Annotated in this window: 13 protein-coding genes; all 13 read left to right on the plus strand. The window is 38.7% G+C overall.

Annotated features, from left to right (window positions below; genetic code table 11):
• Positions 1-68: 68 nt before the first annotated feature.
• The 13 genes from lepA to floA all read left to right on the plus strand — a co-directional run bounded on the left by lepA (position 69) and on the right by floA (position 14,665).
• Positions 69-1,895 carry a translation elongation factor 4 gene (gene lepA, locus V2145_RS01880; RefSeq protein ID WP_094910851.1) on the plus strand — a complete coding sequence of 609 codons (1,827 nt, stop codon included), beginning with the start codon at positions 69-71 and terminating at the stop codon, positions 1,893-1,895.
• A gap of 154 nt (positions 1,896-2,049) precedes the next feature.
• Positions 2,050-3,189 carry a radical SAM family heme chaperone HemW gene (gene hemW / locus V2145_RS01885; protein WP_094910850.1) on the plus strand — a complete coding sequence of 380 codons (1,140 nt, stop codon included), beginning with the start codon at positions 2,050-2,052 and terminating at the stop codon, positions 3,187-3,189.
• A gap of 85 nt (positions 3,190-3,274) precedes the next feature.
• The gene (gene hrcA / locus V2145_RS01890; protein ID WP_094910849.1) at positions 3,275-4,303 is read left to right on the plus strand and encodes a heat-inducible transcriptional repressor HrcA; all 1,029 of its coding nucleotides are present in this window, start codon (positions 3,275-3,277) and stop codon (positions 4,301-4,303) included.
• An 89-nt stretch (positions 4,304-4,392) separates the two neighbouring features.
• Entirely contained in the window at positions 4,393-4,962 is a 570-nt protein-coding gene (grpE, locus tag V2145_RS01895) for a nucleotide exchange factor GrpE (protein ID WP_397428322.1), read from the plus strand.
• Positions 4,963-4,994: 32 nt separating this feature from the next.
• Positions 4,995-6,815, plus strand: coding sequence for a molecular chaperone DnaK (gene dnaK, locus V2145_RS01900; RefSeq protein WP_210609564.1), 1,821 nt, complete (start codon positions 4,995-4,997; stop codon positions 6,813-6,815).
• Between the two features lie 211 nt (positions 6,816-7,026).
• On the plus strand, positions 7,027-8,154 hold the full coding sequence (gene dnaJ / locus V2145_RS01905; RefSeq protein ID WP_025911650.1) for a molecular chaperone DnaJ: 1,128 nt from the start codon (positions 7,027-7,029) through the stop codon (positions 8,152-8,154).
• 94 nt (positions 8,155-8,248) lie between these two features.
• Positions 8,249-9,190 carry a 50S ribosomal protein L11 methyltransferase gene (prmA, locus tag V2145_RS01910; protein WP_094910920.1) on the plus strand — a complete coding sequence of 314 codons (942 nt, stop codon included), beginning with the start codon at positions 8,249-8,251 and terminating at the stop codon, positions 9,188-9,190.
• Between the two features lie 19 nt (positions 9,191-9,209).
• Complete coding sequence (locus tag V2145_RS01915; RefSeq protein WP_330987274.1) at positions 9,210-9,959, plus strand: 16S rRNA (uracil(1498)-N(3))-methyltransferase; 750 nt, start codon at positions 9,210-9,212, stop codon at positions 9,957-9,959.
• A gap of 5 nt (positions 9,960-9,964) precedes the next feature.
• On the plus strand, positions 9,965-11,326 hold the full coding sequence (mtaB, locus tag V2145_RS01920; RefSeq protein ID WP_330987275.1) for a tRNA (N(6)-L-threonylcarbamoyladenosine(37)-C(2))-methylthiotransferase MtaB: 1,362 nt from the start codon (positions 9,965-9,967) through the stop codon (positions 11,324-11,326).
• Between the two features lie 236 nt (positions 11,327-11,562).
• Positions 11,563-11,736, plus strand: a complete 174-nt coding sequence (rpsU, locus tag V2145_RS01925) for a 30S ribosomal protein S21 (protein ID WP_003152957.1) — start codon at positions 11,563-11,565, stop codon at positions 11,734-11,736.
• A gap of 18 nt (positions 11,737-11,754) precedes the next feature.
• Positions 11,755-12,198: a GatB/YqeY domain-containing protein gene (locus V2145_RS01930; protein WP_025911644.1), complete on the plus strand. Its 444-nt coding sequence runs from the start codon at positions 11,755-11,757 to the stop codon at positions 12,196-12,198.
• Positions 12,199-12,371: 173 nt separating this feature from the next.
• A complete protein-coding gene (locus V2145_RS01935) occupies positions 12,372-13,682 on the plus strand; it encodes an NfeD family protein (protein ID WP_442956796.1) in 1,311 nt (436 codons plus the stop codon).
• A complete protein-coding gene (gene floA, locus V2145_RS01940) occupies positions 13,682-14,665 on the plus strand; it encodes a flotillin-like protein FloA (protein WP_094910843.1) in 984 nt (327 codons plus the stop codon). The genes V2145_RS01935 and floA overlap by 1 nt, the downstream gene beginning before the upstream one ends.
• Positions 14,666-14,674 lie beyond the last annotated feature (9 nt).

The following is a 14,674-nucleotide window of genomic DNA, read 5'->3' on the forward strand; positions in this document are numbered from 1 at the left end:
AATGTTGACTGATGTGTTGTTATAATTTACTTTAGTGTATTTTGCCGATTTTCAGTAGGAGTGAAAAAATGATGGATAGAGAAGCGAAGTTAAACCGACAGTCGAAAATTAGAAACTTTTCGATTATTGCTCATATAGATCACGGAAAGTCAACATTGGCTGACCGTATTTTAGAAAAGACAAATGCGCTTACCCAGCGCGAAATGAAAGCTCAACTTTTGGATTCTATGGATTTAGAACGTGAACGTGGAATTACCATTAAGCTAAATGCTGTTCAGCTTAAGTATAAAGCAAAAGATGGAGAAGAATATATTTTCCATTTAATTGATACTCCAGGGCACGTCGATTTTACATATGAAGTGTCTCGTAGTCTTGCAGCTTGTGAAGGAGCAATTCTTGTAGTGGATGCTGCCCAAGGAATTGAAGCGCAAACATTAGCCAACGTATATTTAGCGTTAGATAATGATTTGGAAATTTTACCTGTTATCAATAAAATTGATCTTCCAAGTGCTGAGCCTGAACGCGTGCGTCAAGAAGTGGAAGATGTAATTGGCTTAGATGCTTCAGAAGCAGTGCTTGCTTCTGCAAAAGCAGGTATTGGAATTGAAGAGATTTTAGAGCAAATTGTAGAAAAAGTACCTGCTCCTGAAGGGGATCCAGAAGGGCCTTTAAAAGCCTTAATTTTTGATTCATTCTATGATGCTTATCGTGGTGTTGTTGCATCTATTCGTATTGTAGAAGGGTCGGTCAAAACAGGCGATAAAATTCGCATGATGGCAACAGGAAAAGAATTTGAAGTTACTGAAATTGGTGTGTTAACACCAAAAGCAGTTCCACAGGACGAACTATCTGTTGGAGATGTAGGATATTTAACAGCTGCTATCAAAAACGTAGGAGATACACGCGTAGGGGATACGATTACACTTGCTAAAAATGGTGCAACTGAACCCTTGCCTGGTTACCGCCGATTAAATCCAATGGTATATTGCGGCTTGTATCCAATCGATACAGCCAAATATAACGACTTACGCGAAGCTTTAGAAAAACTAGAACTGAATGATTCAGCTCTTCAGTTTGAACCAGAGACATCTCAAGCGTTAGGGTTTGGTTTCCGTTGTGGATTCTTGGGCCTCCTTCACATGGAGATTATCCAAGAGCGTATTGAGCGTGAGTTTAAGATTGACTTGATTACAACAGCGCCAAGTGTTATTTACGATGTATACATGACAGATGGTGAGAAAGTATCTGTTGATAATCCGTCTAATATGCCAGATGCTCAAAAGATTGAAAAAGTTGAAGAGCCTTATGTAAAAGCAACAATGATGGTTCCTAATGATTATGTAGGAGCAGTTATGGAGCTTTGTCAGAAAAAGCGCGGTAATTTCATCGACATGCAGTACTTAGATGCAAATCGAGTAAGTATTGTGTATGAGATTCCGCTAGCTGAGATTGTGTATGATTTCTTTGATCAACTAAAATCAAACACAAAAGGGTATGCATCTTTTGATTATGAACTAATTGGTTATAAAGAATCTAAGCTCGTAAAAATGGATATCTTATTAAATGCAGAAAAAGTCGATGCACTATCCTTCATTGTGCACCGTGACTCAGCATATGATCGCGGTAAAATCATCGTAGAAAAATTAAAAGAACTGATTCCACGTCAGCAGTTTGAAGTGCCTATTCAAGCAGCTATTGGTCAGAAGATTGTCGCGCGTTCAACAATCAAAGCCATTCGAAAAAATGTATTAGCAAAATGTTACGGTGGGGATATTTCTCGTAAGCGTAAGCTTCTTGAGAAACAAAAAGAAGGTAAGAAAAGAATGAAGCAAGTCGGATCAGTAGAAGTTCCACAAGAAGCATTCATGGCTGTATTACGTATGGATGAAGAGTGAGGAATTATTTAACATAAGCAGTTTAGTGTTGTATAACTGATTGATTTGTTACACTATAGCGTAGAGCGATTAAAGGCGCGTTACGATAAAAATACCGCAGAGAGCATCTGCGGTATTTTTATCATTTACTTTAACTATTTTGAGGTGGAAGACAATGATTGAAGCAGCTTATTTGCATATTCCTTTTTGTCATCATATTTGTCACTACTGTGACTTTAATAAAGTATTTTTCAAAAATCAGCCGGTTATGCCTTATCTAGAAAAAATGAGGGACGAGATGAGGCATACAGTAGCAAAATATCCTGCTAATCAATTAAGGACAATTTTTGTTGGTGGAGGAACTCCAACAGCTCTCGATGAGAAGCAGTTGACTTACTTTTTAGAATCGATTCACGAATCATTTCCGGTTCAAAATGTAAAAGAGTTTACGTTTGAAGCAAACCCAAATGAGCTGACAGCAGAGAAATTACGAGTTTTACATGCGTACGGTGTAGACCGCTTAAGTATTGGAGTTCAAACATTTAACGAAAAGCTCCTTGAAAAAATTGGACGTGTTCACAGTAACCAACAAGCATTTCAAGCCGTTGATGAAGCTAGAAAGATAGGGTTTGAAAATATCAGCTTAGATCTCATGTACAGCTTGCCTGGTCAAACGATTTCTGATTTTAAAGAAACGCTTGATATTGCGTTCTCAATGGACGTAGAGCATATTTCTGCTTATTCTTTAATCATTGAGCCTAAAACAGTATTTTATAACTTGATGAATAAAGGACAGCTTCGCGTGCCTTCCCAGGAAGATGAAGCGTTCATGTACGAGATGTTAATGGATGAGATGGAGAAGCACGGATATTCTCAATATGAGATTAGCAATTTTGCTCGCTTGGGCTACGAAAGCCTTCATAACCTCACATATTGGGATAATAATGACTACTACGGAATAGGAGCAGGAGCACATAGTTATATTGATGGAATTAGACGGTCTAATATTGCACCATTGAAAAAATATATGCAAACTATTACGGAAACAAAGAGTGCCTGCTTAGATGAAATTTCTGTTTCTAAAGTGGAAAGAATGGAAGAGGAAATGTTTTTAGGGCTGCGCAAAACAGATGGTGTGAATAAAGCTAATTTTTATGACAAGTATAAAGTAGAAATGAATGAAGTTTTTTCAAAACCGATACAAGAGTATGTTAACAAAGGGCTGCTTGAAGAGACAGACAGTTCGCTACGATTAACAAAAAAAGGGCGCTTTCTAGGAAATGAAGTATTCCAGGCATTTATTGGTGGAATCTAATCGTTGACATGACCCATGATGATTTGGTAATTTATTATTAGATTTAGCACTCAAGCTTTTAGAGTGCTAACAGAGGTGATGAAACGTGCTTACTGATCGACAGCTATTAATTTTACAAGTCATAATTGATGATTTTATTCGATCTGCACAGCCTGTTGGCTCTCGTACACTTTCTAAAAAAAGTGAGATTAATTTTAGCTCAGCAACAATTCGCAATGAAATGTCTGATTTAGAAGAGCTTGGCTTTATTGAAAAAACTCATACATCTTCAGGGCGCGTTCCGTCTGAAAAAGGATATCGCTATTATGTGGATCATTTATTGTCTCCGCAGCTATTAACGGATGAAGATATTTCAACGGTTAATTCTCTTTTTGCTGAACGCGTTGTTGAGCTGGAAGAGATTGTACAAAAATCTGCTCAGATTTTATCAGATTTAACAAGCCTAACGTCAATTGTTCTTGGCCCTAAAGCGGTAACCAATAAGCTGAAGCAGCTGCAAATTTTGCCGCTAACTGAAGAATCAGCCGTTGCTATTATTGTTACAGATGCAGGTCACGTACAGCATCGTACAATTACTTTACCTGCTGGAATTGGCGCATCAGATATTGAAAAGATGGTCAATATTTTAAACGATAAGTTAGTGGGCGTTCGGATTACTGAGCTACATGATAAGATGTACAAAGAAGTAGCGTTATTGCTAAAGAATCATATTCGAGGGTATAAAGAAACGATGACGATTTTAAACGATGCATTAAAGCTAAACACAAGCGGTAAAATGGTTATCGGTGGAAAAACGAATATGTTTGCTCAACCTGAGTTTCATAACATCGATAAAATTCGTGATTTATTCACTATTATTGAACATGAAAAAGAGTTTTCGCAGCTTTTAACGTCTAGCAAATCTGGTATTCACGTTAAAATTGGTCGTGAAAATGAAGTGAACGAAATGGCTGATTGCAGTTTAATTACCGCTACGTATTCGTTTGGTGAAGAACAAATTGGTACCATTGCTTTACTAGGTCCGACTCGCATGGAATATGCGCGAGCTATTAGCTTAATGACATTGTTATCTTCCGATATGTCCCGCTTATTAACGAATTTATACAAGCAATAAAAATATAAGGAAAGTGCTGGAAGATATTGCTTCCTGCCTTTCCTATGATAAAATAGACAGCGGCATGAACGTGCTCTAACTTTAAGGAGGTGAAGGAATTGTCAAACGAAAAGCAAGTAGAAGAACAAGTAGAAGAAGTAGTAGAAGAAACTGTAGATACAGAAAATCAGCAAGAAGAAACTGTTGAAGAATCTGTAGAGGCTACTCTTCAAACACAAATTGACCAATTAAAGCAACAGCTTGAAGAACAGGAAAATAGATATGTACGTCTACAAGCTGATTTCGATAATTTCCGTCGTCGTTCTCGTCTTGATGCAGAAGCAGCACAGAAATATCGTGCGCAATCTTTAGTGACAGACATCTTACCAGCACTGGATAACTTTGACCGTGCTCTACAGGTTAACACAGAAGATGAGAACACGAAGTCTGTAATGAAAGGTGTAGAAATGGTTTACCGTCAATTAGTTGAGGCACTTCAAAAAGAAGGTGTTGAGGCAATTGAATCTGTTGGAAAACCGTTCGACCCTTATGAACATCAAGCTGTTATGCAAGTAGAAGATGAGGCGTATGAATCAAATACAGTCGTAGAAGAACTTCAAAAAGGGTATAAGCTAAAGGATAAAATTATTCGCCCTGCAATGGTAAAAGTAAATCAATAAAATTATTACATAAAACAAGGAGGTTATTTTACATGAGTAAAATCATTGGTATCGACTTAGGTACAACGAACTCTTGTGTCGCTGTTTTAGAAGGCGGCGAGCCAAAAGTAATCCCAAATCCAGAAGGAAATCGTACAACACCATCTGTTGTTGCGTTTAAAAACGGTGAGCGTCAAGTTGGGGAAGTAGCAAAGCGTCAAGCAATTACAAATCCAAACACAATCATCTCAATTAAACGTCACATGGGTACAGATCACAAAGTAGAAGCTGAAGGAAAAGAGTATACACCTCAAGAAATGTCAGCAATTATTCTGCAACATTTAAAAGGATATGCAGAGGAGTACTTAGGTGAGCCTGTAACAAAAGCAGTTATCACGGTTCCTGCATACTTTAACGATGCTGAGCGTCAAGCAACAAAAGATGCTGGTAAAATTGCTGGTTTAGAAGTTGAGCGTATTATCAACGAACCAACAGCGGCTGCTCTTGCATACGGGTTAGAAAAAACAGACGAAGACCAAACTGTACTTGTATACGACTTAGGTGGAGGTACGTTTGACGTATCAATTCTAGAGCTAGGAGATGGCGTATTCGAAGTGCGCTCAACTGCTGGTGACAACCGCCTTGGTGGAGATGACTTTGACCAAGTAATCATCGATTACTTAGTAGCAGAGTTTAAAAAAGAAAATGGCATTGATTTAGCTAAAGATAAAATGGCACTTCAACGTCTAAAAGATGCTGCTGAAAAAGCGAAAAAAGATTTATCTGGTGTAACTTCTACACAAGTGTCACTACCGTTTATCACAGCTGGCGAAGCTGGACCGCTTCATTTAGAAGTAACGCTATCACGTGCGAAGTTTGAAGAATTATCTGCAGACCTAGTAGAGCGTACAATGGCTCCAGTACGTCAAGCTTTACAAGATGCTGGTCTTTCTGCAAGTGAGCTAGATAAAGTAATTTTAGTTGGTGGTTCTACTCGTATCCCAGCGGTGCAAGAAGCCATTAAAAAAGAAACTGGTAAAGAGCCTCATAAAGGCGTAAACCCTGATGAAGTTGTTGCTTTAGGTGCAGCAATTCAAGGTGGAGTATTAACTGGTGATGTAAAAGACGTAGTGTTATTAGACGTAACGCCACTATCTTTAGGAATTGAAACAATGGGCGGCGTATTCACAAAGCTAATTGAGCGCAACACAACAATTCCTACAAGTAAATCACAAGTATTCTCAACAGCAGCTGATAACCAAACGGCTGTAGACATTCACGTACTTCAAGGTGAGCGTCCAATGTCAGCTGATAACAAAACGTTAGGTCGTTTCCAATTAACGGACATTCCACCAGCTCCACGTGGTGTACCTCAAATCGAAGTAAGCTTTGATATTGATAAGAACGGTATCGTAAACGTACGTGCAAAAGATTTAGGTACAAATAAAGAGCAAGCAATTACAATTAAGTCTTCTACTGGTTTATCAGATGATGAAATCGAACGCATGGTAAAAGAAGCAGAAGATAACGCAGATGCAGATAAACAACGTAAAGAAGAAGTTGAATTACGCAATGAAGCAGATCAACTTGTATTTACAACTGAAAAAACGTTGAAAGACCTTGAAGGTAAGGTTGAAGAAGCTGAAGTAGCAAAAGCTAACGAAGCAAAAGATGCGTTAAAAGCTGCAATCGAAAAGAATGACCTTGAAGAAATCAAAGCGAAAAAAGATGAGCTTCAAGAAGTTGTTCAAGCTTTAACGGTGAAAATGTATGAGCAAGCTCAACAAGCTCAGCAAGCAGCTGGTGGCGAAGGCGCTCAAAATGATGATGTTGTAGATGCAGAGTTTGAAGAAGTAAACGACGATAAAAAATAATGCATCTTGACGACTAATGTGAAGGACGCCACGGTGCAATTCACAGGATTTTAAAAGTCAAAGTCAAGCTATCTCTTGGCTTTGACTTTTTTAACGTACAAAAATAGCAATTCACAATAGGTTCGGTGTATCGCTTAACTTTTCTGTTGCGATGAAAAGATTAATGATGATACAATTACGTTTATGTGAAACGATTCGGGAGTGAGTATTGATGAGTAAGCGAGATTACTATGAAGTACTCGGCATCAGCAAAGGCGCTACAAAAGATGAGATTAAAAAAGCGTATCGTAAGCTTTCAAAAAAATATCATCCGGATATTAATAAAGCCGAGGATGCTGCAGAGCAATTTAAAGAAGTCAAAGAAGCATATGAAGTGTTAAGTGATGACCAAAAGAAAGCACACTATGATCAATTTGGTCATACTGATCCAAACCAGGGCTTTGGTGGTTTTGGCGGAGGTTCAGACTTTGGCGGTTTTGGCTTTGAAGATATTTTTAGTTCAATCTTTGGTGGCGGAGGTCGTAGAAGAGACCCTAATGCTCCAAGGCAAGGTGCCGATTTACAGTACACGATGACATTATCGTTTGAAGAGGCGGTATTCGGAAAAGAAACAACTATTGAAATTCCTCGTGAAGAAACGTGTGACACATGTAACGGATCGGGTGCAAAGCCAGGTACAAAAGTCAGCACGTGTTCACATTGTAACGGTTCTGGACAATTAAATGTAGAACAAAACACGCCGTTTGGTCGTGTAGTAAACCGTCGTGCTTGCCATCATTGTAATGGGACTGGTAAGAAAATTGAGCAAAAATGTTCAACATGCCACGGTGAAGGCAAAGTAACAAAACGTCGTAAAATTAATGTGAAAATCCCAGCTGGTGTGGATGATGGCCAACAGCTTCGTGTGAGTGGTCAAGGAGAACCGGGTGCAAATGGCGGTCCATCTGGAGACTTATACGTTGTGTTTAACGTTCGATCACATGAGCTCTTTGAGCGTGACGGTGATGATATTTATTGTGAAATGCCGTTAACCTTTGCACAAGCTGCATTGGGAGATGAAGTGGAAGTACCGACGCTACATGGAAAAGTAAAGCTGAAAATTCCTGCAGGTACTCAAACGGGTACAAGGTTCCGACTAAAAGGAAAAGGAGTAGCAAACGTTCGAGGATATGGTCAGGGTGACCAACATATTCATGTGCGCGTTGTTACACCAACAAAGCTCTCTGAGAAACAAAAACAATTAATTCGAGAGTTCGCAGAGTTAAGCGGACAAGAAGCAGTTGATGAGCAACACGATTCTTTCTTTGCAAAAGTAAAGAGAGCAATTAAAGGCGAATAATAAACATTGACAGGTTGGTAAAATGCTTTACCAACCTGTCAGCTGTGATAAAACAAAATAAAGCGAAAAAACAGAAGGGATGAAGTTGGTAGAGATGAAATGGTCTGAAATTTGTATTCATACGACACAGGAAGCGATTGAACCAATCTCACATATTTTACATGAATCAGGAGCAAGCGGTGTTGTAATCGAAGATCCAGCAGATTTAATAAAAGAGAGGGATACAACTTTTGGGGAAATCTACCAGCTTAATGCCGATGATTACCCTGAAGAAGGTGTAATCGTAAAGGCATACCTTCCTGTAAACAGCTTCTTAGGTGAGACGGTTGAAGGTATTAAAGAAGCTATTAATGGCTTGTTAGTTTATGATTTTGATTTAGGTGCAAACAAAGTGACAATCAGTGAGGTAAATGAAGAAGAGTGGGCTACTGCTTGGAAGAAATACTATCATCCTGTAAAAATATCTGAGCGTTTTACAATTGTTCCTACTTGGGAAAACTATGAAAAAGTCAACACAGATGAATTAATTATTGAATTAGATCCAGGGATGGCGTTTGGAACAGGGACCCACCCAACAACAGTCATGTCGTTGCAAGGACTTGAGCGAACGGTTAAAGAAAATGATACGGTTATTGATGTCGGAACAGGTTCCGGTGTTTTGAGTATTGGTGCAGCAATGCTTGGTGCGAAATCTGTAAGAGCGCTTGACCTTGATGAAGTAGCGGTTCGTTCAGCTCGTTTAAACGTAAAGCTAAACAAAGTGCAAGGTGCTGTAACGGTTGCTCAAAACAACCTTTTAAATAATATTGAAGGTCCTGTAGACGTTGTTGTTGCAAATATTTTAGCAGAAATTATCGTTCGCTTTGTTGACGATGCATATGCAGTTTTGAAGCCAGGCGGTTCGTTTATTACATCAGGTATTATTAGTGCTAAGAAAGAAGAAGTAAAAGAAGCCCTTGTGAAAGCTGGATTTGTTATTGAAGAAGTGACAATGATGGAAGATTGGGTAGCTATTATTGCAACTAAACAAGCTTGATAAGTGAGAAGGTGTAGCTGTGCAACGTTATTTTTTAAAAAATGATCAATTTGTTGATAGAACGGTGAAAATTATTGATTCAGATGCTCACCACATCCAGCGAGTGATGAGAATGTCAGAAGGAGAGCGCGTTATTTGTTGTAATGAAAACGGACAAGCGGCTCTTTGTGAGATTGAAATGATTTCCACTGACGAAATCCAAGGATCTATTATAGAATGGTTAAGTGAAGAAAAAGAGATGCCTGTGACAGTTACGATTGTGAGCGGGTTGCCTAAAGGGGATAAGCTTGAGCTTATTATTCAAAAAGGGACAGAACTTGGCGCAACGAAGTTTATCCCTTTTATTGCGGATCGCTCCATTGTGAAATGGGACGAGAAAAAAGGCAAAAAGAAATTAGAGAGATGGAACAAAATTGCAAAGGAAGCTGCAGAGCAATCCCACCGTACCATAGTGCCAACTGTTGATAGTCCCATGACTTTAAAACAGCTTGTTGCAGCAAGTGAATATACGCATAAAATCGTAGCGTATGAAGAAGTAGCTAAGCAAGGTGAAGCTTCTAATTTGCATCATGTTTTATCTCATCTGCAGTCTGGTGATTCTCTTTTGGTTGTTATTGGACCAGAAGGTGGATTGACAGAACAAGAAGTTGCGTTTTTAGAAGAACATCAATTTACTAAATGTGGATTCGGTCCTCGAATTTTACGTGCAGAAACAGCACCGCTATACGTGCTATCTGCTATATCATATCAAACTGAGTTAATGGGGTGAATACAATGCCAACAGTTGCTTTCCACACATTAGGGTGTAAAGTGAATCACTATGAAACAGAAGCTATTTGGCAGTTGTTTAAAGGAGCTAACTACGATCGCGTAGAATATGAGCAAACTGCTGATGTATATGTTATCAATACCTGTACGGTAACGAACACAGGTGATAAAAAAAGTCGTCAAGTAATTCGTCGTGCAATTCGTAAAAACCCAGATGCGGTTATTTGTGTAACGGGTTGTTACGCACAAACATCACCAGCAGAAATAATGGCGATTCCTGGCGTGGATATTGTTGTAGGTACACAGGATCGTGTAAAGATGCTAGATTACATTGAACAATTTAAGCAAGAGCGTCAGCCGATTAACGGTGTAGGAAACATCATGAAAACACGTGTATATGAAGAGTTAGATGTACCGGCTTTCACAGACCGTACACGTGCATCTTTGAAAATTCAAGAAGGTTGTAACAATTTCTGTACGTTTTGTATTATTCCTTGGGCAAGAGGCTTAATGCGTTCACGTGATCCAAAAGAAGTTGTAGCGCAAGCTCAACAATTAGCAGATGCTGGTTATAAAGAGATTGTGTTAACAGGAATTCATACAGGTGGCTATGGTGAAGATATGAAAGATTATAATCTTTCACAGCTACTACGTGATTTAGAGTCTCAAGTAAAAGGATTAAAACGTATCCGTATTTCATCAATTGAAGCTAGTCAGATTACAGACGAAGTTATTGACGTGTTGGATAAATCTGAAATGGTTGTTCGCCATTTACACGTTCCCCTTCAATCTGGATCAAATACAGTGTTAAAACGCATGCGTCGTAAGTACACAATGGAATTCTTCGGAGAGCGTTTGACTCGCTTAAAAGAAGCGTTACCAGGTCTTGCGATTACATCTGATGTAATTGTAGGATTCCCTGGTGAAACAGAAGATGAATTTATGGAAACATATAACTTCATTAAAGAGCATAAATTCTCAGAGCTTCACGTGTTCCCGTACTCTAAGCGTACAGGTACACCGGCTGCTCGTATGGATGACCAAATTGATGAAGAAGTGAAAAACGAGCGCGTACATCGCTTAATTGAACTTTCAAATCAACTGGCAAAAGAGTATGCGTCGGAATTTGAAGGTGAAGTGTTGGAAGTGATTCCAGAAGAACGTTACAAAGAAGAGTCAAATAGCAATTTGTATGTGGGTTATACGGATAACTATTTGAAAGTAGTGTTCCCAGCAACGGAAGAAATGGTTGGAAAGCTTGTTAAAGTGAAAATCTCTAAAGCAGGTTACCCTTATAATGAAGGTGAATTTGTCCGCGTGATGGATGAGGTAGAAATGCCAACTGATCGCGTTAAACTAAGTTCTTAATTTTAAAGAATGCACGTGGATTTGCAGAATAAAGTAAATCTGCGTGCATCAGCTTTATAACTACTTGAAAAAATGGGTATGGTTTAATAAGTGAATTCATAAAATACAATTGAATGGGTTTATTACTTTATTTAAACTGGTTGACCTTAAGAGTTCATTATATTATAATGGCAAAAGACATGTCTAACACATGTCATTATGATGTTAGTGGTTTTGTTCGGAGGGAGGGAATTAGAATGTCAAAAACAGTTGTTCGTAAAAACGAATCGCTTGAAGATGCTCTTCGTCGCTTCAAACGTTCAGTTTCAAAAACTGGTACGTTACAAGAAGCAAGAAAGCGCGAATTCTATGAAAAGCCTAGCGTAAAGCGTAAGAAGAAATCTGAAGCTGCTAGAAAGCGCAAGTTCTAATAAGAGGGTGGATTTATTATGAGTCTTCTCGAGCGTTTAAATAGTGATATGAAGCAAGCGATGAAAAACAAAGAGAAAGAGAAGCTAACCGTGATTCGCATGGTAAAAGCATCTCTTCAAAATGAAGCCATTAAGTTGGGCCACGATCTAACTGAAGCAGACGAGTTGACGGTTATTTCTCGCGAATTCAAACAACGTAAAGACTCCCTCCATGAATTTGAGAAAGCAGGTCGTCAAGATCTTGTTGATAAAATTCATTCTGAATTAGTTATATTAGAAGCTTATGCGCCTAAGCAACTAAGTGAAGAAGAGTTAAGCGAATTGATTAAAGCAACGATTGAAGAAACGCAGTCTTCCTCTAAAGCTGATATGGGGAAAGTTATGGGAGCGCTTATGCCTAAAGTGAAAGGTAAAGCTGATGGCTCTCTTGTAAATAAGCTTGTTCTTCAACACTTATCGTAAAAAACACCTTACACACGTAAGGTGTTTTTTATATGTCTCTATCAATTAATACATAAAAAAGTTTCAAAAACTTGAAACTATTTGTAAAGTTAATCGTATAAAAAGATAAGCACTCATATGATGCAAAGAGAGGAGGGGTGATAGGATAAGTGAAAAAAATAACTTTAAGCATCATTGCCGCTACGTTCATCATACTTTGTTTTTTACCGCAAACCTTCACTGCTAATTCAAAAAAAGTATACGTAATCCCAGTTGAAGATACGGTCGAAAAAGGCCTTTTAGCCTTTTTAAATCGCAGCATTAAAGAAGCTGAAGCTGAACAGGCTGAATTGATTGTATTAGATATTAATACCCCTGGTGGAGCCGTAGATGCCGCTTCTGACATTGGAAAGAGTATTACAAAAACGGACATTCCCATTGTTGCTTTTGTCAATAAGAAAGCATTGTCTGCAGGAGCGTACATTGCATTAAACGCTGATCAAATTTATATGACTCCTGGATCAACGATGGGTTCTGCAGCCGTTATTGATGGATCTGGCAACGCAGCAGATGATAAGGCACAGTCTTACTGGCTGTCTGCAATGAAAAGTGCCGCTGAGCAAAATGGACGTGATCCTAAATATGCAATGGCAATGGCAGATAAATCAATTGAGCTGCCAGAGCTGGACATAACGAATAAAGAACTATTGACGCTGACCCCAAAACAAGCCGAAGACGTACAATACTCTGAAGGTACAGTTGCTAATTTAAACGAGCTATTAAATAAATTAGGCTATGAAAAATCGGATGTGATTACAACAAAGGTTAGTTGGGCAGAGCATATTGCTCGTTTTGTTACCAATCCAGTAGTCGTACCGATTTTGCTGTCAATAGGAGGGCTAGGTTTAGTGATCGAGTTATATACGCCAACGTTTGGTTTAGCTGGATCTATGGGAATTGGTGCGCTACTTCTATTCTTTTATGGTCATCTTGTAGCAGGGTTAGCAGGAATGGAAGCAATTATTGTATTTATTATTGGAATAGTTCTTCTATTACTCGAGCTTTTTTTACCGGGTGGAATACTAGGGATCATTGGGTTAGGGGCTATCTTTATTAGCTTCTTTCTTACTACGGACAACTACATGCAAATGGGCGTGTCACTAATCATTGCTTGTGCTGTTGCTTTGGGAGGAGCGTTTGTTATGGTGAAATTTTTTGGTAAGAGAATGAAAACGTTGAGAAAAATGGTTTTAAGTGATTCATTGAATACCGAATTGGGTTATGTTTCAAACCAAAATCGTTATGAACTAATTGGTAAAGAAGGAATAACGGTTACACCACTTCGACCATCTGGTACAGTTTCCATTGATGATGAATACATCGATGTAGTATCAGAAGGGAATTATTTGGAAAAAGATGTTAAAGTGAAAGTAATGAAAGTAGAAGGGTCACGAGTTGTTGTACGTAAAGTGAAAGATTTACCAACTGAGGAGGAAATTAAATAATGGAACCAGGTAGCTTATTATTTTTTGTGGGAATTGGCTTAGCAATCATTTTATTAGCCGTGTTCTTTACGTTTGTACCGGTAATGCTGTGGATTTCAGCATTAGCAGCAGGTGTACGAATTAGTATTTTTACACTAGTGGGAATGAGATTACGTCGCGTTATTCCATCTCGCGTTGTAAATCCTTTAATTAAGGCAAGTAAAGCTGGATTGGATGTTTCAACAAATCAGCTAGAGAGTCACTATTTAGCAGGTGGTAACGTTGACCGCGTTGTTAATGCATTAATCGCTGCTCAGCGTGCAAATATTGAGTTATCATTTGAGCGCGGAGCTGCTATTGATTTAGCTGGGCGTAATGTATTAGAAGCTGTTCAAATGAGCGTTAACCCAAAAGTAATTGAAACACCATTCATTTCAGGTGTTGCGATGGATGGTATTGAAGTAAAAGCAAAAGCTCGTATTACAGTACGTGCAAACATCGATCGTTTAGTAGGGGGAGCTGGAGAAGAGACAGTTATTGCTCGTGTTGGTGAAGGAATTGTTTCTACCATTGGTTCTCAGCAAGACCATAAAAAGGTGTTAGAAAACCCGGATATGATTTCACAAACTGTTTTAACAAAAGGATTAGATTCAGGCACAGCTTTTGAAATCCTATCGATTGATATTGCAGATATTGATATCGGTAAAAACATCGGTGCCGTTCTTCAAATTGATCAAGCAGAAGCTGACAAAAATATTGCACAAGCAAAAGCGGAAGAACGTCGTGCAATGGCTGTAGCGCAAGAGCAAGAGATGCGTGCAAAAGTAGAAGAGATGCGTGCAAAAGTAGTAGAAGCAGAAGCGGAAGTTCCGTTAGCAATGGCAGAAGCACTACGCTCTGGCAATCTTGGCGTGATGGATTATATGAATATCCGAAACATTGATGCAGATACAGATATGAGAGACTCTATCGGTAAAATGGGACAGGATGAAGAAGAGAAGTAAGGAGGACTC

Origin of the sequence: Priestia sp. GS2, assembly GCF_036409025.1 — a bacterium.
Classification (GTDB): Bacteria; Bacillota; Bacilli; order Bacillales; family Bacillaceae_H; genus Priestia; species Priestia aryabhattai_A.